Origin of the sequence: Bacillus sp. BF2-3 (assembly GCF_008368795.1) — a bacterium.
Classification (GTDB): domain Bacteria; phylum Bacillota; class Bacilli; order Bacillales; family Bacillaceae_G; genus Bacillus_A; species Bacillus_A cereus.
This window is the reverse complement of sequence record NZ_QOSA01000006.1, coordinates 259,045-277,715: the sequence shown is the minus strand read 5'-3', so window position 1 is coordinate 277,715 and position 18,671 is coordinate 259,045. Positions and strand designations below refer to the sequence as shown.

The following is an 18,671-nucleotide window of genomic DNA, read 5'->3' as shown; positions in this document are numbered from 1 at the left end:
ATGATGGGGAAAAGGTGCAATGTTTGTAGTAGGCACCTTTTTTTACATGATTTGTAGACGGAAAATATATGTGGCAATTGCTATACCGAAGAATGCGATACTAAGCAATAGAAATAAGAATGACATTTCTTGGGGTGATTTTATTTTTTTAGTATTTTTCATACTAAGAGTAATAATTGCAGCGATTAAGAAAATGATGCCCATTATGAAAAGGGAAAGTGTCATTTTCATTGGCTCCTTTCATAAGACAAGTATATTGAGGATACAATGCAAGAGTTATGTTTGTAAAGAATAAGTTTTGCGAGAAAATTGAGAAATAGTTTTTCGATTCTTTGCGTTCTTTCTTTTGCGTGCTAAAATTGGTAGAGAATGTTTGTGAAAAAGAAACTAAAGGTTTTATTGTATATAAGGAGGAACTACATATGACAGAAGTTAAAACAATTACTACAGAAGAGGTACAAGAGCGTTTAGAAAATGGAGAAACGTTATTTTTAGTAGACGTAAGAGAAGATGAAGAAGTAGCGGCAGGAAAGATTCCAGAAGCTGTACATATTAAAATGGGCGATATCCCACATAAAGTAGATTTCTTTAATAAAGAGAATGAATATATCTTTATTTGTCGTTCAGGAATGCGCAGTGAAAATGTATGTCATTATTTAAATGAGCAAGGATTTAAAACAGTGAATATGGTTGGCGGTATGCTTCAATATGAAGGTGAAACGAAATAGTTAATAGTTAAAAACTTGAAACGAGTCTGTTTCAAGTTTTTTTCTTTTGCATACAGTATAAAAAGGAGGAGGGGTAAATGGGGATTAATTTGCGTAAAGTAAAAATTATGAATAATACAGGAGCTGTTAATGTCGGCGACTGTTATGATATCTCGCCTTTAGCTGTAGCAAAAGTATATGCAGGTGCTGGAGGGTCGAGTGCGGCTATTTTTTTAAATGGGAAAAGACAGCCAGAAGCAGTCATTAGAACATCAGTGTTTCTTCCGCCGTTAGCAACAAGTACACGTACATTAGGTTCATAGAGGAAAGGTAGAGTGTAATTATGCCTGCTCATATAAAAGAATTTGTTATTGTGAATAACACTGGGAATATATTTACCGGTGATAATTTGAGTGATACTTCATTTACTGCTTCGAAATCATATAGTGGTTCAATGGGGTGCACTTGGATTGATGTTGTTACAGTAATAGGGACGGAGACGAAGCTTTGTTTACAGCCAGGTGATTCGGTGACGACAACATATACAAGAGGCACTCCTGCTGGTACTGTAACAGGAACAAATATGGGGCAAAGTGTAAATACATCGGGTATAGCACAAGCTGTCCCTAATACAGATAATATGGATTCAATTGCAGGACTCCCTTAAGGAATTAAGGGAGTTTTTATTATTTAAAATAAAAATAGTCTTGGAAATTATTTTTGTAAATAGATTAAGAAGAGGCTTATTTATTATGAAAAAGACGGTTTGTAGGTGGTGAAAGTGTGAAGAATCGTGATAATAATCGGAAGCAAAATTCGTTAAGCTCTAATTTTAGAATTCCACCAGAACTTATTGGGCCTACTTTCCCCCCTGTTCCAACTGGATTTACAGGTATAGGGATTACTGGTCCAACCGGTCCACAAGGCCCAACAGGACCTCAAGGACCAAGAGGATTACAAGGTCCGATGGGGGAGAGGGGCCCGACAGGACCTCAAGGTGTGCAAGGGATACAAGGATCAGTTGGTCCAATAGGTGCAACTGGACCAGAAGGACAGCAGGGGCCACAAGGATTGAGAGGACCACAAGGAGAAACTGGAGCGACAGGACCGGGGGGTGTGCAAGGGCTACAAGGTCCGATTGGTCCAACGGGAGCGACTGGGGCACAAGGTATACAAGGGATACAGGGATTACAGGGGCCAATTGGAGCGACGGGACCTGAGGGATCTCAAGGAATTCAAGGCGTCCAAGGGTTACCGGGTGCAACTGGTCCACAAGGAATACAAGGAGCACAAGGGATACAAGGAACACCAGGACCGAGTGGAAATACAGGTGCAACCGGAGCGACTGGAGCAACTGGTCAGGGGATAACAGGCCCGACTGGAATAACAGGTCCAACTGGAATAACTGGACCATCTGGAGGACCTCCTGGTCCGACGGGGCCGACTGGTGCGACAGGTCCAGGTGGTGGACCGAGTGGAAGTACAGGTGCGACTGGAGCAACGGGGAATACTGGGGCTACAGGAAGTACAGGGGTAACAGGAGCAACGGGAAGTACAGGTCCGACTGGAAGTACGGGAGCACAGGGCTTGCAAGGAATCCAAGGGATTCAAGGACCAATTGGGCCAACAGGTCCAGAAGGTTCGCAGGGTATTCAAGGTATTCCTGGTCCGACGGGAGTAACTGGTGAACAAGGAATACAAGGAGTTCAAGGTATTCAAGGGGCAACGGGAGCAACAGGAGATCAAGGTCCACAAGGTATACAGGGGGTTATAGGGCCACAAGGGGTAACAGGGGCCACAGGAGATCAAGGTCCACAAGGTATACAAGGAGTACCAGGGCCATCAGGAGAAACAGGGCCACAGGGAGTTCAAGGGATACAAGGTCCGATGGGTGATATAGGACCAACAGGTCCAGAAGGCCCAGAGGGACTGCAGGGCCCGCAAGGAATACAAGGTGTGCCAGGGCCAGTTGGAGCGACGGGTCCAGAGGGTCCACAGGGGATACAAGGCATTCAAGGACCGGTAGGAGCAACAGGCCCACAAGGCCCACAAGGAATTCAGGGAATACAAGGTGTGCAAGGGATAACGGGAGCAACAGGAGTACAAGGAGCAACTGGAATTCAAGGGATACAAGGGGAAATAGGAGCAACGGGTCCAGAGGGGCCACAAGGAGTGCAAGGTGCTCAAGGGGCGATTGGTCCAACCGGTCCGATGGGGCCACAAGGAGTGCAAGGAGTACAAGGAATTCAAGGAGCGACGGGTGCACAAGGAGTGCAAGGTCCACAAGGAATTCAAGGAATCCAAGGTCCGACGGGGGCAACAGGAGATATGGGAGCAACTGGGGCGACAGGGGAAGGCACTACAGGCCCAACAGGAGTAACTGGTCCAACAGGGGTAACAGGCCCGTCTGGAGGACCAGCAGGACCGACCGGCCCAACGGGGCCATCAGGTCCGGCGGGAGTAACTGGTCCATCTGGTGGACCACCTGGCCCGACAGGAGCAACAGGTGCGACAGGAGTAACAGGAGATACTGGGGCGACAGGCTCAACTGGAGTGACAGGAGCGACAGGAGAAACGGGAGCAACCGGAGTGACGGGTTTACAGGGTCCGCAAGGAATCCAAGGTGTGCAGGGAGAGATAGGTCCAACAGGGCCACAAGGTGTTCAAGGTCCCCAAGGAATTCAAGGAGTAACGGGGGCCACAGGAGATCAAGGTCCGCAAGGGATTCAAGGCCCACAAGGCGACATAGGTCCAACTGGCCCACAAGGAATTCAAGGCCCACAAGGTTCTCAAGGAATCCAAGGAGCGACAGGGGGAACAGGAGCACAAGGCCCACAGGGAATCCAAGGTCCGCAAGGTGACATAGGTCCGACTGGGTCACAAGGTCCAACTGGAATCCAAGGGATACAAGGAGAGATAGGTCCAACCGGCCCAGAAGGCCCAGAGGGACTGCAGGGCCCGCAAGGAATACAAGGTGTTCAAGGGCCAGTTGGAGCAACGGGTCCAGAGGGTCCTCAGGGAATACAAGGCATTCAAGGAGTGCAAGGAGCAACCGGCCCACAAGGTCCACAAGGAATACAGGGAATACAAGGTGTGCAAGGGATAACGGGAGCAACTGGAGCACAAGGAGCAACTGGAATTCAAGGGATACAAGGGGAAATAGGAGCAACCGGTCCAGAGGGGCCCCAAGGAGTGCAAGGAATACAAGGGGCGATTGGTCCAACAGGTCCGATGGGCGCACAAGGAGTGCAGGGAATACAAGGGATTCAAGGAGCAACAGGTGCACAAGGAGTGCAAGGACCACAAGGAATTCAAGGAGTGCAAGGTCCGACGGGAGCAACAGGAGATACGGGGGCAACCGGAGCGACGGGAGAAGGAACTACCGGTCCAACAGGAGTAACCGGTCCAACAGGGGTGACTGGCCCGTCAGGAGGACCAGCAGGACCGACCGGCCCAACGGGGCCATCAGGTCCGGCAGGAGTGACAGGTCCATCAGGTGGACCACCTGGCCCGACAGGAGCAACAGGTGCGACAGGAGTAACAGGAGATACCGGGGCGACAGGCTCAACTGGAGTGACAGGAGCAACAGGAGCAACGGGAGCAACCGGAGTGACGGGTTTACAGGGCCCGCAAGGAATCCAAGGTGTTCAAGGAGAGATAGGTCCAACCGGTCCACAGGGTATTCAAGGTCCCCAAGGAATCCAAGGAGTAACGGGGGCAACCGGAGCACAAGGTCCCCAAGGAATTCAAGGCCCACAAGGCGACATAGGTCCAACCGGCTCCCAAGGAATTCAAGGTCCACAAGGTCCTCAAGGAATCCAAGGAGCGACAGGGGCAACCGGGGCACAAGGCCCACAGGGAATCCAAGGTCCGCAAGGAGAGATAGGTCCGACCGGCCCACAAGGCCCACAAGGAATTCAAGGCCCGCAAGGAATTCAAGGTCCAACGGGAGCTACAGGAGCAACTGGAGCGACAGGTCCACAAGGGATTCAAGGTCCCCAAGGAATTCAAGGCCCGCAAGGAATTCAAGGTCCAACGGGAGTTACAGGAGCAACCGGAGCGACAGGTCCACAAGGAATTCAAGGCCCACAAGGAATTCAAGGCCCGCAAGGAATTCAAGGTCCAACGGGAGCTACAGGAGCAACCGGAGCGACAGGTCCACAAGGGATTCAAGGTCCCCAAGGAATTCAAGGCCCGCAAGGAATCCAAGGTCCAACGGGGGCTACAGGAGCAACCGGTTCACAAGGTCCAACTGGAGATACAGGTCCAACCGGAGCTGGAGCCACTGGAGCGACCGGGGCGACTGGAGTTAGTACAACTGCAACGTATGCGTTTGCGAATAATACATCAGGAACCGCTATTTCCGTTTTATTAGGGGGTACGAACGTACCGTTACCGAACAATCAAAATATTGGCCCAGGAATAACCGTTAGTGGTGGAAATACTGTATTTACAGTTGCGAATGCAGGAAACTATTATATAGCCTATACAATTAATTTAACGGCAGGTTTACTTGTAAGTTCTCGTATAACTGTAAATGGCAGTCCGCTTGCGGGAACGATAAATGCCCCGACAGTGGCTACTGGTTCATTTAGTGCAACAATAATCGCTAACTTGCCTGCTGGAGCCGCTGTTAGCTTACAGTTATTTGGAGTAGTTGCAGTAGCTACATTATCTACAGCAACGCCAGGGGCTACCCTAACTATTATTAGATTAAGTTAATAAGCAGAAAACCTTGAAACTTTTATGTTTCAAGGTTTTTTTATCTTTGTATTTGTAAGTAAACCTCGTTAACCAGGGGAGTGGATCCCCTCTAATTATTTAAAGTTTCACATTATTCTCTTGAGCAAAAACATCGCAGTTCGAAAATATATTATAATAGAATGAAAAGAAAGAAATTTGGCAGAAAGGGAGGGTGGCGATGCAGGAGATGGTTAAAGATTTTTTTGGACGCCCACTTCAAGATTTACGTATATCTGTCATTGATCGTTGCAATTTTAGATGTACATATTGTATGCCAGCGGAAATATTTGGGTCAGATTATGCTTTTTTGAAAGATGAGTTTTTACTAACTTTTGATGAAATTGAGCGTTTGGCAAAATTATTTGTTAACATTGGTGTACGAAAAATTAGAATTACTGGCGGTGAGCCACTACTTCGTAAAGATTTAACAAAACTTATTGCACGTCTTGTGAAAATTGATGGGCTAATAGATATAGGGTTAACGACAAATGCCGTACATTTAACGAAACAAGCGAAGGCATTAAAAGAAGCTGGATTACATAGAGTGAATGTTAGTTTAGATGCAATAGATGACGACATATTTAAGAATATTAATGGTCGAAATATTAATACGAAACCGGTAATTAAGGGAATTATAGCAGCTAAAGAGGCGGGGCTGGAAGTAAAGGTAAATATGGTTGTGAAAAAAGGGATGAACGATCATCAAGTACTTCCGATGGCTGCGTATTTTAAAGAGCAAGGAATCACGCTTCGGTTTATTGAGTTTATGGATGTTGGTAGTACAAATGGGTGGAATTTTGATCAAGTCGTTACAAAACGAGAATTGATTGAGATGATTCATAAGATGGATCCACTTGAGCCAGCTGAAGCGCATTACTTTGGTGAAGTTGCGAAGCGATATCGGTACGTTGGAACAAATGTTGAAGTTGGTTTTATTACATCTGTTTCTGAGTCATTTTGTGTCTCTTGTACGAGGGCGAGAATTTCGGCAGATGGAAAGTTTTATACGTGCTTATTTGCGACAGAGGGTTTGGATGTAAGAGAACTTCTTAGAGGAAATCTTTCGGATGAGGAGTTATTAAGTGTTATACAAGATGTATGGATGAATAGAAAAGATAGGTATTCGGATGAACGAACAGAAGAAAGTGCAAAAAATCGTCCGAAAATCGAAATGTCTTATATAGGAGGATAAGAAAGGGGGCTATCGCATGCAGGAGCGATATTCAAGACAAATATTATTTTCTGGTGTTGGAGAAGAAGGACAGAGAAAAATAAGAGAGAAGCATGTGCTTATTATTGGTGCTGGTGCTCTCGGTGCGGCAAATGCAGAAGCGATTGTTAGAGCAGGTGTTGGAAAAGTAACGATTGCTGATCGTGATTATGTAGAATGGAGTAATTTACAAAGACAACAACTATATACAGAAGAAGATGCAAAGCAGTATAAACCGAAGGCGATAGCGGCTGCAGAACATTTAAAAGCGATTAATTCTGAGGTGGAAATAAATCCGGTTGTGACGGATGTAACGGTGCAAGAAATGGAAGAATTAGTGAATGATGTAGATTTAATATTAGATGCGACAGATAATTTTGAAACGCGTCTTCTTATTAATGATATTTCACAAAAGTATAATATTCCGTGGATATATGGTGGGTGTGTCGGAAGCTACGGAGTAACGTATACAATTTTACCAGGGAAAACACCGTGTTTTCGCTGTTTAATGGAGCATCCAGCGAGCGGTGCAACATGTGACACAGCTGGTATTATACAACCGGCAGTACAATTAGTAGTTGCGCATCAAATTACGGAAGCGCTGAAAATATTAGTAGAAGACTTTGGTGCGCTTCGTGAAACGATGTTATCGTTTGATCTTTGGAATAATCAACAGATGGCATTTAAAGTGAATAGGCAGAAAAAAGATACTTGTTTATCTTGCGGAAGGTTACGTACATATCCGAGTTTAACATTTGAAGGACAAACGAAAACAGAAGTGTTATGTGGGCGGAATACAGTACAAATTCGCCCGGGTGTGCGGAAGAATTTTAATTTAGAAGAAATTAAAAAACGCTTACAAAGAAGCGTAGAGATAAAGGCGACACCTTATTTATTATCATTTCCGGTAGAAGAATATCGTTTTGTTTTATTTACAGATGGCAGGGCGTTCATTCATGGGACGAATGATATGAATGTAGCGAAAAGTTTATATGCAAGATATATAGGTTGAACCTAAAGGAAACCCTTTAGGCTCAACGGAGAGAGGATTATGAATTTCTCGTATAATCTCCACTTTTTCCACCTGTTTTTTCAAGTAAGTACGTTTCACCGATAATCATACCTTTATCGACAGCTTTACACATATCATACACAGTAAGAGCGGTAGCGGAAGCAGCTGTTAAAGCTTCCATTTCAACACCGGTGCTACCTTCTGTTTTAACTTTTACTTCAATGAGTAAACGATATTGTTCTTCTGATTGTTTCCAATCGAAAGAAACGTCAACACCTTTTAATAATAAAGGGTGGCACATTGGGATAATATCAGAAGTACGTTTCGCGGCCATAATGCCTGCGATTTGCGCAACTGCTAATACGTCACCTTTCCCAATTTCATTGTGAGAGATTTTATCGTAAATTTCTTTCGTAACGACAATGCTAGAGCACGCAATTGCTGTTCGAACGGTTGCTTTTTTTTCGCTTATATCAACCATTTTTGCGCGTCCTTGGTCATTGAAATGTGTAAATGAAGACATGGAATTCCTCCTTGAAGTAATTTCTATTGAATATATAAAGTTTAATCGAGATAAAAAAAATTGCAAATATGAGGTGAGAAACGATGGTAGAAAAACGAATTCCAATTCAAGTTGCTGAGGCAGTAGAACGGGTAATGAAATATGCGAAGCATGGTGAAGTAGAAGAAATTTCTATTACGGAAAGTTACGGGAGAATTCTCGGGGAAGATGTTGTCTCAGATCATGACGTTCCTCATTTTGATCGTTCCCCTTACGATGGTTTCGCCATTCGAGCAGAAGATACGAAAGAAGCAACTCAAGAGAATCCAGTTGAATTTGAAGTAATAGGAGAAATCGGGGCGGGTTCCGTTTTTTTAGAGGAAGTAGGAGCTTTTGAAGCAATTCGCATTATGACAGGAGCAGCTATTCCAGAAGATTGCAATGCAGTCGTAATGCTAGAGCTGACAGAAGGGTTTGAGAAGAACGGGAAAACATATATGAAGTTAAAACGCCCTTTTAATAACGGTGACAATGTGTCGTTTAAAGGAGAAGATATAAAACAAAATCAAGTTCTCGTTAAGAAAGGTGTTGCAATTAATCCAGGTGTTGCGGCCTTACTAGCAACGTTTGGATATAGCACGGTGAAAGTTGTAAAACAGCCTGTTGTCGGTATTGTAACGACAGGAAGTGAATTATTAGAAGTACATGAGCCGTTAGAACCGGGGAAAATTAGAAATAGTAACTCGTATATGATCGCAGCTCAAATTATGAAAGCTGGCGGGAAAGTTCGTTATTATGGTCAACTCGCGGATGAGTTAGATGCATGTTTTACAGCTGTTCAATCAGCGATGGATGAGGTCGACATTTTAATTACAACAGGCGGTGTATCAGTAGGAGATTATGACTACTTACCAGCTATTTATGAAAGATTACAGGCAAATGTACTCTTTAATAAGATAGCCATGAGGCCCGGAAGTGTAACGACAGTAGCTGAAGTTGATGGAAAGTTACTCTTTGGTTTATCAGGAAATCCGTCTGCTTGTTATGTAGGCTTTGAATTATTTGTGCATCCAATTATAAAAACGTATTTGTATGCGAAGGAACCTCACGTATATAGAGCGGATGCTATTTTACAAAAAGATTTTCCGAAGCCAAATCCATTTACTCGTTTCGTAAGAGCGAACGTAACAATTGTGGATGGGGCGTTACAAGCGATGCCGGTTGGTTTAGATAAATCGAGTGCGGTATCTTCACTTGCAGATGCGAATGCTTTTATCGTGTTACCCGGAGGAACGAGAGGATTTGAGACCGGAATGAAAGTATCCGTATTATTGTTAGAGCACTCTGAGGGATGTGAGTGGCCATGGGCGAAGCCCCTTCAATCTTACAAATAGTAGGGTATCAAAATAGCGGAAAAACGACACTTGTAGAGAAAATTGTGCATGCATTAGCCGAAAGCGAAATGAAAGTTGCTACAATTAAACATCACGGGCACGGAGGTTTTCCAGAAGTAGCGCAAAAAGATAGCGAAAGACACCGTAAAGCTGGTGCTGTCGTAAGTAGTGTAGAAGGTGCTGGATTACTTTCACTTTCTTCACTAAGAAAGAAATGGTCCTTGCAAGAAATTATTTGCTTATATGAGTTTTTTAAAGTGGATACAATTTTAATAGAGGGCTATAAAAAAGAGAACTACCCGAAAGTAGTGTTACTTCGTTCTGCGGAAGATGCTGAGCTTTTACATAAAGTAGAAAATATAGTGGCGGTTATTACGTGGTATGATGTCCCAGTAAATATACGAGAAGAATATAAAGTATTTCATATAACAGAAGAAGAGTTGTACATAGACTGGTTTTTACAAACGGTTAGGAGTGCGAAATGACAAATACATATTATGAAGTAATTGATACAGAAATCTCGATTGAAGAGGTAACGAAGAAAGTAATTCGACGTGAATGCGGTGCTGTTACAACATTTATTGGAACGGTTAGAGAGTTTACGAAAGGGCGTCGTACATTATACTTAGAATATGTCGCTTATAAAACGATGGCAGAAAAGATGCTAGAGAAAATCGGATTAGAAGTGAAAGAGAAATGGCCAGGTACACACGTTGCGATTACACATCGCATCGGTACGTTGCAAATTTCTGATATAGCGGTTGTTGTTGCTGTTTCAACACCACACCGTAAAGCGGCTTATGAAGCGAACGAATATATTATGGAACGCATAAAACAAATTGTTCCGATTTGGAAAAAGGAGTTTTGGGAAGATGGTGACTCATGGATTGGTGATCAATTAGAAAAAACACCATATCCGGCGGGAGAGCCTGGGAAGGAGCTATAAGTATGATTCGAGTATTGTTATTTGCGCACTTGCAAGAAGAAGCAGGGACAAGTGAATTACAAATAGAGAAAGAAAATATTACGGTTGCACAGTTAAAAGATGTTGTTGCGAACGAATATAATGTACCAGTTTCAGAGCCAATTATGGTTGCGATTAATGAAGAATATGCAAATGAAGATGACAGGGTCCAATCTGGTGATGTTGTTGCACTAATCCCACCAGTGAGCGGTGGTTAATATTGGATTCATTAAAACGACTTTCCTATATAGGGAAAGTCGTTTTTTTATGGCAGTTTTGAGAACACTAATCTATAGAACAAGGAGGGAATTATGAAAAAAATATGTGTAGTTATGACAATGCTATGTGCGTCTTTTTTCTCTTCTCCAAGTGATTCTTTCGCGAAAGAATCAAGAGAACAGCTTTTAGAGAGTGCATTATCAAATAGGTACTATTCAGTTATTAGACAAGTGACAGAAGATCAATATGAATGTGCTTCAGTTATAAATATAAAGCGTCTCGGCAAGAAAGATGAATTTGTTCCTAGGTATGAAGTGAAGCTACAATTTCTTACATTTCAAGGAGCGCATAATCCCCCGAACGATAAAGTTACGCTTACTTTGGAAGACCATTTAGATCACGTAAAGATAAAGAAAGTGGAGCGAGAAAAGAATGTTTCTGACGCTATTGCAGAAAAAGTTTGTCAAAGGGAAAAAGAAAAAATAAAAGCTCACTCTAATGACTTAGAGTGATAACCTATGCATTTAGTAAAGAAAGGTAATGAGTGATGGATATATTTTTAGCGATTTTACCAGCTATATTTTGGGGAAGTATTGTGCTATTTAACGTAAAACTGGGCGGGGGACCGTATAGTCAAACGCTCGGAACAACGTTTGGAGCACTTATTTTCTCAATTGTTGTTTATATTTTTATGAAGCCAGTATTAACACCTACCGTTATCGGAGTTGGAGTTGTGTCAGGTTTATTTTGGGCGCTTGGTCAGGCAAATCAATTGAAAAGTATTGATTTAATGGGTGTTTCGAGGACGATGCCAATTTCAACAGGACTTCAATTAGTCGCGACGACTTTATTTGGCGTTATCGTATTTCATGAATGGTCCACGACAATATCGGTCGTCCTTGGGATTTTAGCGCTCGTTTGTATTATTATCGGTGTTATTTTAACATCGCTTCAAAGTGAAGAAGAAAAGAATGCAGAGCAAGCAGCAAACTTTAAAAGAGGTATCGTAATTTTATTAATTTCAACAGTCGGCTATTTAGTTTACGTAGTAGTGATTAGACTATTTAACGTAGATGGTTGGTCAGCTTTGTTGCCACAAGCAGTTGGTATGGTGTTAGGTGGGATTTTGCTTACCTTTAAACATCATCCATTTAATAAATATGCAATCCGAAATATTATTCCAGGATTAATTTGGGCAGCTGGAAATATGTTTTTATTCATTTCGCAGCCGCGTGTTGGAGTCGCAACAAGTTTCTCGCTATCGCAAATGGGAATTATTATTTCCACGCTTGGTGGGATCCTTATATTAGGGGAAAAGAAAACGAAACGTCAATTAACGGGTATCGTTGTCGGTATCGTTTTTATTATCGCAGCCGGAATTATGTTAGGTATAGCCAAAAGTTAAAGGAGGTATGGAAATGTATAGTGATTTAGCAGGGAAAGTTGTCGTTATTACAGGATCAGCAACTGGTCTTGGAAGAGCGATGGGAGTGAGGTTTGCTAAGGAAAAAGCGAAAGTGGTTATTAATTATCGCTCACGAGAATCAGAAGCGAATGATGTGTTAGAAGAAATTAAAAAGGTAGGCGGCGAAGCGATTGCTGTAAAAGGTGATGTAACCGTCGAATCAGATGTTGTGAATCTCATTCAATCTGCTGTGAAAGAGTTTGGTACGCTTGACGTTATGATTAATAATGCAGGGATAGAAAACGCGGTACCGTCGCATGAAATGCCGCTTGAAGATTGGAATAGGGTAATTAATACAAATTTAACAGGTGCTTTTTTAGGAAGTCGTGAAGCGATTAAATATTTTGTAGAACATGATATTAAAGGTTCTGTCATTAATATGTCTAGTGTTCATGAGAAAATTCCGTGGCCACTATTTGTGCACTATGCAGCGAGTAAGGGTGGTATTAAACTGATGACAGAAACGTTAGCGCTAGAATATGCGCCAAAAGGTATTCGAGTAAATAATATTGGACCAGGTGCAATTAATACGCCGATTAATGCAGAAAAGTTTGCTGATCCTAAAAAACGTGCTGACGTAGAAAGTATGATACCGATGGGCTATATTGGAAACCCTGAAGAAATTGCAGCAGTAGCAACTTGGCTCGCTTCTTCAGAGGCGAGTTATGTAACGGGCATTACGCTATTTGCAGATGGTGGAATGACGTTATATCCATCGTTTCAAGCTGGGCGTGGGTAATAAAAAAAAATAGCGGCCAGCTATTTTAAATTTAGTGATTAATTGTATCTTGAAGAAATTCTGTTGCTTGATGTTCAGAAACATTTTGTACGAGTGCAACTTCACTGATCATCATTTTTCGGGCGTTATCTAGCATTTGTTTTTCACTCGCATTTAAAGTTCGCTCTTTATTGCGGCGAAGTAAATCCCGAACAACTTCTGCGCTATCTTGTAAATTGCCGTTTTTCATTTTTTCCATATTCATTGTATATCTTTGTTTCCATGAGAGTGATGGGTCTGACTCCCCGTTTTGAAATTCAAGAAGTATATCATCTAACGTACCTCGATCAACGATATAACGAATACCTGATTTTTTTAATTGATCCATCGGAAGCATTACTTGCATATCTTTACTAATGATGCGTATCACACAATATTGACGTGAAGTACCTAATATTTCTTTCTCTTCAATTGCTTCGATGATTCCTGCACCGTGCATTGGATAAACGATTTTATCACCAATTTGAAACAAATCATCCACCTCCATATGTGGTAACCACTTTTAATGATAGCATACGTATGTAAAAATGTCAAATTTTATATAATAACATAATATTTATATTCGAGTCAATAAGATAAAGTGCTTTTTTATGTTTTTTTTGGACCTTATTTATCGTGATTTTTTTAGAAAAATAGTACAGGTGAAGAAAGAAGGCATATCCACTTATTTTTAAGCATAAAATGTAAAAGCGCTAATACAATATACCTAAATCCGTTCTTTGCAAAGGAGGGAGAGAAGGTGGGGCGCACAATAAAAATTGATATTACAAATAAAGTTGTAGCTAAATTTAGACAAAATTATTTGGAATTATATACGAGTAAATTTATGATAGGTAAGTTTTATGTCTATACTGAAGATAAAGAATATGTGTTAGAAGACGGATATATATATGAGAATGGAAAGTTTTATCGCATCATAGATACGCACCGTGGCAATAATCAAGCGGCCGAGGGCTGCGATCTAGGACGGTGTTAACATGATTCGTGTGAAAGTATTTGATGAAAGTCACGAAAAAGACTTAGAAGACGCTGTGAATGTGTTTTTGAAAAAGATTGATGATAGCAACTTTGTAGATATTAAGTATCAAGTTGGTGTTTCTATTAACGACGATGAAAACCAAATTTATTGTTTTTCAGCAATGATCGTTTATAAAGCATAAAAAAGAGCTGGCTCACCCAGCTCTTTTTTATGTTTTATGTTGGGACAACATGTGTCGGTAATACGTTCATAATAGATTGGGTTGTGCCTAATTTCTTTGTCGTTAAAAGAGGCTCCCCTGTTTCATGGTTTTGGGCATCTTTACACATACCAAGGTGATAACGATCACCTAAAAATGGATCAATATAAAAACCGTTTTTGAATACTTTATCATTTGGATGTTTTTCATGGTGAATATCAGAGCAGTTAATGCAATAGAACATAGCGTTCAACCCCTTTTTATTTTGTTTGAAAAAAGTGAGTCGGTAGTCATTTCGCTCCTAAGGAAATGTTGAGGAGAAGAGAAATAACTACCTACTCAAATGGTGGGCATATTCCTTCTGATTTGTCATATCTCGCGTATTGTCCCTTGAGGGAAGGAGGAGAGACGAAGTACGCATGATATAAGTAAGGCGCTTCTTTCAATATGAATGATGGAGTTTCATGTTGAGAGAAGTTTTTATTTTGTATTGCCTTTGTGAGTATATTATGAGGAAATGCTAAGAGGGTGTTTGTCCTGTTGAAAAAATGTTGAGAATTTCTCAACAGTAAAAGAATTAGCGTTGACATGAAACTAAAAGGTGTTATATTATCGAAGTATAACCAAAAGGTGTTATGTTGTAACGCCGAGTAAAGGAGAATGAAAATGGAACAACAAGATACATTAAATGATATTAAACAAACAATCGTTTTTAACGCGTCTATTCAAAAGGTATGGAGTGTAGTATCAACTGCAGAAGGGATTGCGTCATGGTTTATGCCAAATGATTTTGTATTAGAGGTAGGACATGAATTTCATGTGCAATCACCATTTGGGCCATCACCATGTAAAGTATTAGAAATTGATGAACCAAACCATTTATCTTTCTCATGGGATACAGATGGCTGGGTTGTTTCATTTGATTTGAAAGACTTAGGAGATAACAAAACAGAATTTACGTTAATTCACGGCGGCTGGAAACATCCTGATGAAATTCTTCCGAAAGCAAATGCGAAGAGCTCTATTATTCGCGATAGAATGAGCGGTGGTTGGGTAGCGATTGTAAATGAAAAACTGAAAAAGGTTGTCGAAGGCTAAGTGTCCTCGTCAGCAGCGAAATATGATGTATTTCAAGCAATTGCTGATCCAACCCGCCGAGAAGTAATACGGTTATTAAGTGACAAAGAGTTACCGATTTCCAAAATAACGGATCATTTTCCGATGAGTCGTACTGCGGTTGTAAAGCACCTTCATATTCTTTCAGAAGCGAATTTAGTAAGTGGAAGAAAAAGCGGAAGAGAGAAGATATATCGTTTGCATCCAGAACCATTAGAAGAATTACAACAATGGCTCTCGTATTATGAACGTTTTTGGGATAATAAATTATCCATGCTGAAACATATTGTGGAGAATGAAGAATAAAAAGGATGACCAAAATGGTCATCCTTTTATTGTTGCTCACTTGTTTGTGTAGCTGGCTTTAATAAGAGCCAAGCGATAATTAATGTAAATACTGCTAATACGAAAGTGCTCATATAAATGACGTGTACGCTTGATGCTAATGCAGATTGCGATTCGGTTACTACGTTTGCTGTAGTACCGCCGTGTCCGCCAGATACAAGATCAAGGTTTTTAATACCACGTGCGTGAATCATCGTATTGAAGATTGTACCGAATATTGCAGCACCTAACGTTTGACTAAATGTATTAATAAATGTGTTTAAACCAACAGCTGTTCCGCGTGTATGAGCTGGTACAGCTGCTTGAATTGTTACCATGTAAATCGGTGTCACAAGCCCCATTCCTAAGCCGAATAATCCGACTGCTACATAAATAAGGAACGATGGTGAATTTGTTGATAGTGTAAATAATAAGAACGTAGCGACTGATAAAATGCTAGCTCCAAGTAAAATGATTTGTTTCGTTTTTAATTTGCCTACTAAGTTACCAGAGAAAATAGCGCCAAATGTCCACATAACAGGAATTGGCATTAAAATAAGTCCAGCTTCTGTAGCGTTTTTCCCTAATACACCTTGGCTCCAAATTGGAAGGTACATTGTAATACTAATAATCATTGCGCCAGCAATAAGAGTTAATATATTTATCGTAGATAATGTACGGTTAGAGAAAAGTGCTAGCGGAATTAATGGTTCCGGAGATTTCTTCTCGATGAATAAGAAAATAATAAATGAAATAGCGGCAAAGATTAATAGGCCGATAATTGTCATGTCTCCCCAGTTTTGCTTACTGCTACCTGTTAATAATGCATATAGTAGAGCGATTGTACTTAATGAGAAGACTGTTGCACCAAGATAATCGATATGATGCTTAGCAGGTTTAATAGATTCTTTGTAGTAAATTGCAATCATTAAGCAAGCGATAATTCCGAATGGAACGTTTAGGAAGAAAATATAACGCCAAGAAAGGGAATCAACTAAAAATCCACCTACTAACGGTCCGATAACACCGGATACACCCCAAACGGCACTCATCCAACCTTGTGCTTTCGCGCGGTCTTTCGCTTCGCTATATAAGTCTCCAATAATCGTCATTGTGATTGGCATAACAGCACCAGCACCGATACCTTGAAGCGCGCGGAAGAAGATTAATTGTTCCATCGATGTAACGACTCCGCAAAGTGCAGAACCGACTAAAAAGATTGTAGCTCCGATCAGTAAAACTTTTTTACGGCCAAATAAATCAGCGAGCTTTCCGTATATTGGAGTCGAAACAGCTGTTGCAAGCATATAAATTGCATATACCCAACTAACAAGTTCGACGCCTGACAAATCACTCGTTATACGAGGGATTGCTGTACTAACAATCGTTCCTTCTACCGCAGAAAGAAACGTCATTAACATTAAAGACATCATGACTTTTTTTCTCATTTGTTTTCCCCTTACCCTTTTTTAAATATTCAACAATATAAAATATAAAGGTACTAAGGTATATAAAGCAACAAAAAAGCAATGGGAAGTTAAGTGGAGCCTATATTTGTTGTTTCTTGTCGGTAAGTCGATATAAGTTGCAGAATCGCTGATAAATTTGGAAAATAGCCGATATAAGTTGCGGAATCGCTGATATATTTGTGGAATCGCTCATATAATTTCATGTGCCTATAAAAAAAGAAACAGGAATCCCTGTTTCTTTTTTTAATACTGCATTTTCGCGTTTTCTCCAGCTGTCGTTCCGGCAATTCTACCAGTAACAAGGGCTGATGTAATATTATAGCCACCAGTATAACCATGAATATCAAGAACTTCTCCGCAGAAATATAAGCCGTTCGTAAATTTAGAAGACATTTCTTTCGGATTAATTTCTTTCACGGATACACCGCCGCCAGTAACGAATGCTTTTTCAATTGACTGCGTACCATTTACATTCACAGTAAACTCTTTAAAGTCTTTCACAAGTGCACGAATCTTTTCGTGAGAAACTTGTCCAGCTTGTTCGCTGCCGTCAATTTCATTTTTTTCTAATAAGAATAGGAAGTAACGTTCAGGGACATAACCTTTTAAAACGTTTTTAATTCCTTTTTTCGGATCTTCTTTCATTTGTTTCAGCATGCGCTGAAATAGTTGCTCACTATTTTCCTCTGGCAATGCATCAATACTCATTTGTATTGTATTCGTTTTAAACTTTTTCAGTGCTTTCACGACGAATTGGCTACAGCGAAGAGCAGCAGGTCCAGATAGGCCGAAATGAGTGAAGAGCATGTCCATTTTGTGAGAAATGATAGCTTTTCCTTTCGGGTTTAATACACTTAAGTTTATATCACGTAAAGCAAGACCTTGTAATGAGCGGTCACGTATAAACGGCTCGTTTGAAAGGATAGGTACTTCTGTTGGGAATAATTCTGTGATTGTATGACCCGCTTTTTCAGCCCAAGCATATCCGTCTCCAGTAGATCCAGTTTGAGGAACTGATTTTCCGCCAACAGCGATAACGACGTGATTTGTTTCTAACACTTCGCCTGTTTGCAGTATAACTGCTTTTGTTTGACCATTTTCATATTCAATCGTTTCAACAGGCGTATTTGTACGAATTTTTACACCTAAGTCTTTTAATCGTGTTAAAAGTGCGTCTACAACAGATTGTGCTTTGTTTGACACAGGGAACATGCGACCGTGGTCTTCTTCTTTCAATTTAACACCGAGATTTTCGAAGAATGTAATAATATCTTCATTATTAAAAATAGAAAAAGCGCTGTATAAGAAGCGACCGTTTCCTGGTATATGTTTAACAATTTCATCAAGTGGTAGACGGTTCGTTACGTTACAGCGTCCGCCACCAGAAATTGCAAGTTTACGCCCAAGTTTATTTCCTTTATCAAGAAGTAAGACATTTGCGCCTTCTTCTGCAGCACCAATTGCAGCCATTAGCCCAGAAGGACCGCCGCCGATGACAATAACATCATAATGCATAATATATCGACCTCATTTTCTACATTTCCTGCCTAAAAGAATAGCATGTTTTCCCTTAAAAGAAAAATAGAGTGA

At 41.0% G+C, this 18,671-nt stretch carries 23 protein-coding genes; 17 read left to right on the top strand and 6 right to left on the bottom strand.

Features of this window, described 5'->3' with window-relative positions; translation table 11 throughout:
- Nucleotides 1-42: 42 nt before the first annotated feature.
- A complete protein-coding gene (locus tag DN401_RS07080) occupies nt 43-225 on the bottom strand; it encodes a hypothetical protein (protein WP_000175905.1) in 183 nt (60 codons plus the stop codon).
- Between the two features lie 197 nt (nt 226-422).
- Here DN401_RS07080 and DN401_RS07075 point away from each other — a divergent pair, with 197 nt between their 5' ends.
- The 6 genes from DN401_RS07075 (at nt 423) to DN401_RS07045 (ending at nt 7,672) form a co-directional block, all read left to right on the top strand.
- The gene (locus tag DN401_RS07075; protein WP_000141207.1) at nt 423-728 is read left to right on the top strand and encodes a rhodanese-like domain-containing protein; all 306 of its coding nucleotides are present in this window, start codon (nt 423-425) and stop codon (nt 726-728) included.
- A 77-nt stretch (nt 729-805) separates the two neighbouring features.
- Nucleotides 806-1,030, top strand: a complete 225-nt coding sequence (locus tag DN401_RS07070; protein WP_000512468.1) for a spore germination protein — start codon at nt 806-808, stop codon at nt 1,028-1,030.
- A gap of 20 nt (nt 1,031-1,050) precedes the next feature.
- Nucleotides 1,051-1,374 (top strand): hypothetical protein, encoded by a 324-nt coding sequence (locus tag DN401_RS07065; protein ID WP_001110855.1) that lies wholly within the window; start codon nt 1,051-1,053, stop codon nt 1,372-1,374.
- Between the two features lie 116 nt (nt 1,375-1,490).
- On the top strand, nt 1,491-5,429 hold the full coding sequence (locus DN401_RS07060; protein ID WP_000796091.1) for a BclA-related collagen-like exosporium protein: 3,939 nt from the start codon (nt 1,491-1,493) through the stop codon (nt 5,427-5,429).
- A 199-nt stretch (nt 5,430-5,628) separates the two neighbouring features.
- Nucleotides 5,629-6,642 (top strand): GTP 3',8-cyclase MoaA, encoded by a 1,014-nt coding sequence (gene moaA, locus DN401_RS07050; protein ID WP_001157119.1) that lies wholly within the window; start codon nt 5,629-5,631, stop codon nt 6,640-6,642.
- A 16-nt stretch (nt 6,643-6,658) separates the two neighbouring features.
- Nucleotides 6,659-7,672 carry a molybdopterin-synthase adenylyltransferase MoeB gene (locus tag DN401_RS07045; protein ID WP_001158098.1) on the top strand — a complete coding sequence of 338 codons (1,014 nt, stop codon included), beginning with the start codon at nt 6,659-6,661 and terminating at the stop codon, nt 7,670-7,672.
- A gap of 37 nt (nt 7,673-7,709) precedes the next feature.
- On the opposite strand, the gene moaC is transcribed toward DN401_RS07045, so the two are convergent.
- Nucleotides 7,710-8,195 carry a cyclic pyranopterin monophosphate synthase MoaC gene (gene moaC / locus DN401_RS07040; protein ID WP_000094159.1) on the bottom strand — a complete coding sequence of 162 codons (486 nt, stop codon included), beginning with the start codon at nt 8,193-8,195 and terminating at the stop codon, nt 7,710-7,712.
- A gap of 83 nt (nt 8,196-8,278) precedes the next feature.
- Here moaC and moeA point away from each other — a divergent pair, with 83 nt between their 5' ends.
- The 7 genes from moeA (at nt 8,279) to DN401_RS07005 (ending at nt 12,955) form a co-directional block, all read left to right on the top strand.
- On the top strand, nt 8,279-9,568 hold the full coding sequence (gene moeA, locus DN401_RS07035; RefSeq protein WP_000229690.1) for a molybdopterin molybdotransferase MoeA: 1,290 nt from the start codon (nt 8,279-8,281) through the stop codon (nt 9,566-9,568).
- A complete protein-coding gene (mobB, locus tag DN401_RS07030) occupies nt 9,538-10,053 on the top strand; it encodes a molybdopterin-guanine dinucleotide biosynthesis protein B (RefSeq protein ID WP_000503323.1) in 516 nt (171 codons plus the stop codon). Before moeA ends, mobB begins: the two co-directional genes overlap by 31 nt.
- Complete coding sequence (moaE, locus tag DN401_RS07025; protein ID WP_000185942.1) at nt 10,050-10,514, top strand: molybdopterin synthase catalytic subunit MoaE; 465 nt, start codon at nt 10,050-10,052, stop codon at nt 10,512-10,514. The genes mobB and moaE overlap by 4 nt, the downstream gene beginning before the upstream one ends.
- Nucleotides 10,515-10,516: 2 nt before the next feature.
- Complete coding sequence (gene moaD, locus DN401_RS07020) at nt 10,517-10,750, top strand: molybdopterin converting factor subunit 1 (RefSeq protein ID WP_000621778.1); 234 nt, start codon at nt 10,517-10,519, stop codon at nt 10,748-10,750.
- Nucleotides 10,751-10,843: 93 nt separating this feature from the next.
- Nucleotides 10,844-11,263 (top strand): DUF3888 domain-containing protein, encoded by a 420-nt coding sequence (locus DN401_RS07015; protein ID WP_000717685.1) that lies wholly within the window; start codon nt 10,844-10,846, stop codon nt 11,261-11,263.
- 35 nt (nt 11,264-11,298) lie between these two features.
- Nucleotides 11,299-12,156: a glucose uptake protein GlcU gene (glcU, locus tag DN401_RS07010; RefSeq protein WP_000350861.1), complete on the top strand. Its 858-nt coding sequence runs from the start codon at nt 11,299-11,301 to the stop codon at nt 12,154-12,156.
- Nucleotides 12,157-12,169: 13 nt separating this feature from the next.
- Nucleotides 12,170-12,955, top strand: a complete 786-nt coding sequence (locus DN401_RS07005; RefSeq protein WP_000286674.1) for a glucose 1-dehydrogenase — start codon at nt 12,170-12,172, stop codon at nt 12,953-12,955.
- 31 nt (nt 12,956-12,986) lie between these two features.
- On the opposite strand, the gene DN401_RS07000 is transcribed toward DN401_RS07005, so the two are convergent.
- Nucleotides 12,987-13,481 (bottom strand): CarD family transcriptional regulator, encoded by a 495-nt coding sequence (locus DN401_RS07000; protein ID WP_000451443.1) that lies wholly within the window; start codon nt 13,479-13,481, stop codon nt 12,987-12,989.
- Nucleotides 13,482-13,733: 252 nt separating this feature from the next.
- Between DN401_RS07000 and DN401_RS06995 the strand changes: the two genes are divergently transcribed.
- The gene (locus DN401_RS06995; RefSeq protein WP_000533806.1) at nt 13,734-13,970 is read left to right on the top strand and encodes a DUF2553 family protein; all 237 of its coding nucleotides are present in this window, start codon (nt 13,734-13,736) and stop codon (nt 13,968-13,970) included.
- 1 nt (nt 13,971) lies between these two features.
- On the top strand, nt 13,972-14,154 hold the full coding sequence (locus DN401_RS06990) for a sporulation protein Cse60 (protein ID WP_000621751.1): 183 nt from the start codon (nt 13,972-13,974) through the stop codon (nt 14,152-14,154).
- Nucleotides 14,155-14,188: 34 nt separating this feature from the next.
- Here the strand turns inward: DN401_RS06990 and DN401_RS06985 are convergent, their stop codons facing one another.
- Nucleotides 14,189-14,416, bottom strand: a complete 228-nt coding sequence (locus tag DN401_RS06985; protein ID WP_000498989.1) for a DUF3973 domain-containing protein — start codon at nt 14,414-14,416, stop codon at nt 14,189-14,191.
- 422 nt (nt 14,417-14,838) lie between these two features.
- Here DN401_RS06985 and DN401_RS06980 point away from each other — a divergent pair, with 422 nt between their 5' ends.
- Both DN401_RS06980 and DN401_RS06975 read left to right on the top strand, forming a co-directional pair.
- A complete protein-coding gene (locus DN401_RS06980; protein WP_000437627.1) occupies nt 14,839-15,270 on the top strand; it encodes an SRPBCC family protein in 432 nt (143 codons plus the stop codon).
- A complete protein-coding gene (locus DN401_RS06975) occupies nt 15,271-15,594 on the top strand; it encodes an ArsR/SmtB family transcription factor (protein WP_000098837.1) in 324 nt (107 codons plus the stop codon). It begins immediately after the preceding gene.
- A gap of 26 nt (nt 15,595-15,620) precedes the next feature.
- Here DN401_RS06975 and DN401_RS06970 read toward each other — a convergent pair whose 3' ends face one another.
- A complete protein-coding gene (locus DN401_RS06970) occupies nt 15,621-17,060 on the bottom strand; it encodes an MDR family MFS transporter (protein ID WP_001228021.1) in 1,440 nt (479 codons plus the stop codon).
- Between the two features lie 264 nt (nt 17,061-17,324).
- Nucleotides 17,325-18,596, bottom strand: coding sequence for a BaiN/RdsA family NAD(P)/FAD-dependent oxidoreductase (locus DN401_RS06965; RefSeq protein ID WP_000558859.1), 1,272 nt, complete (start codon nt 18,594-18,596; stop codon nt 17,325-17,327).
- Between the last annotated feature and the right edge of the window lie 75 nt (nt 18,597-18,671).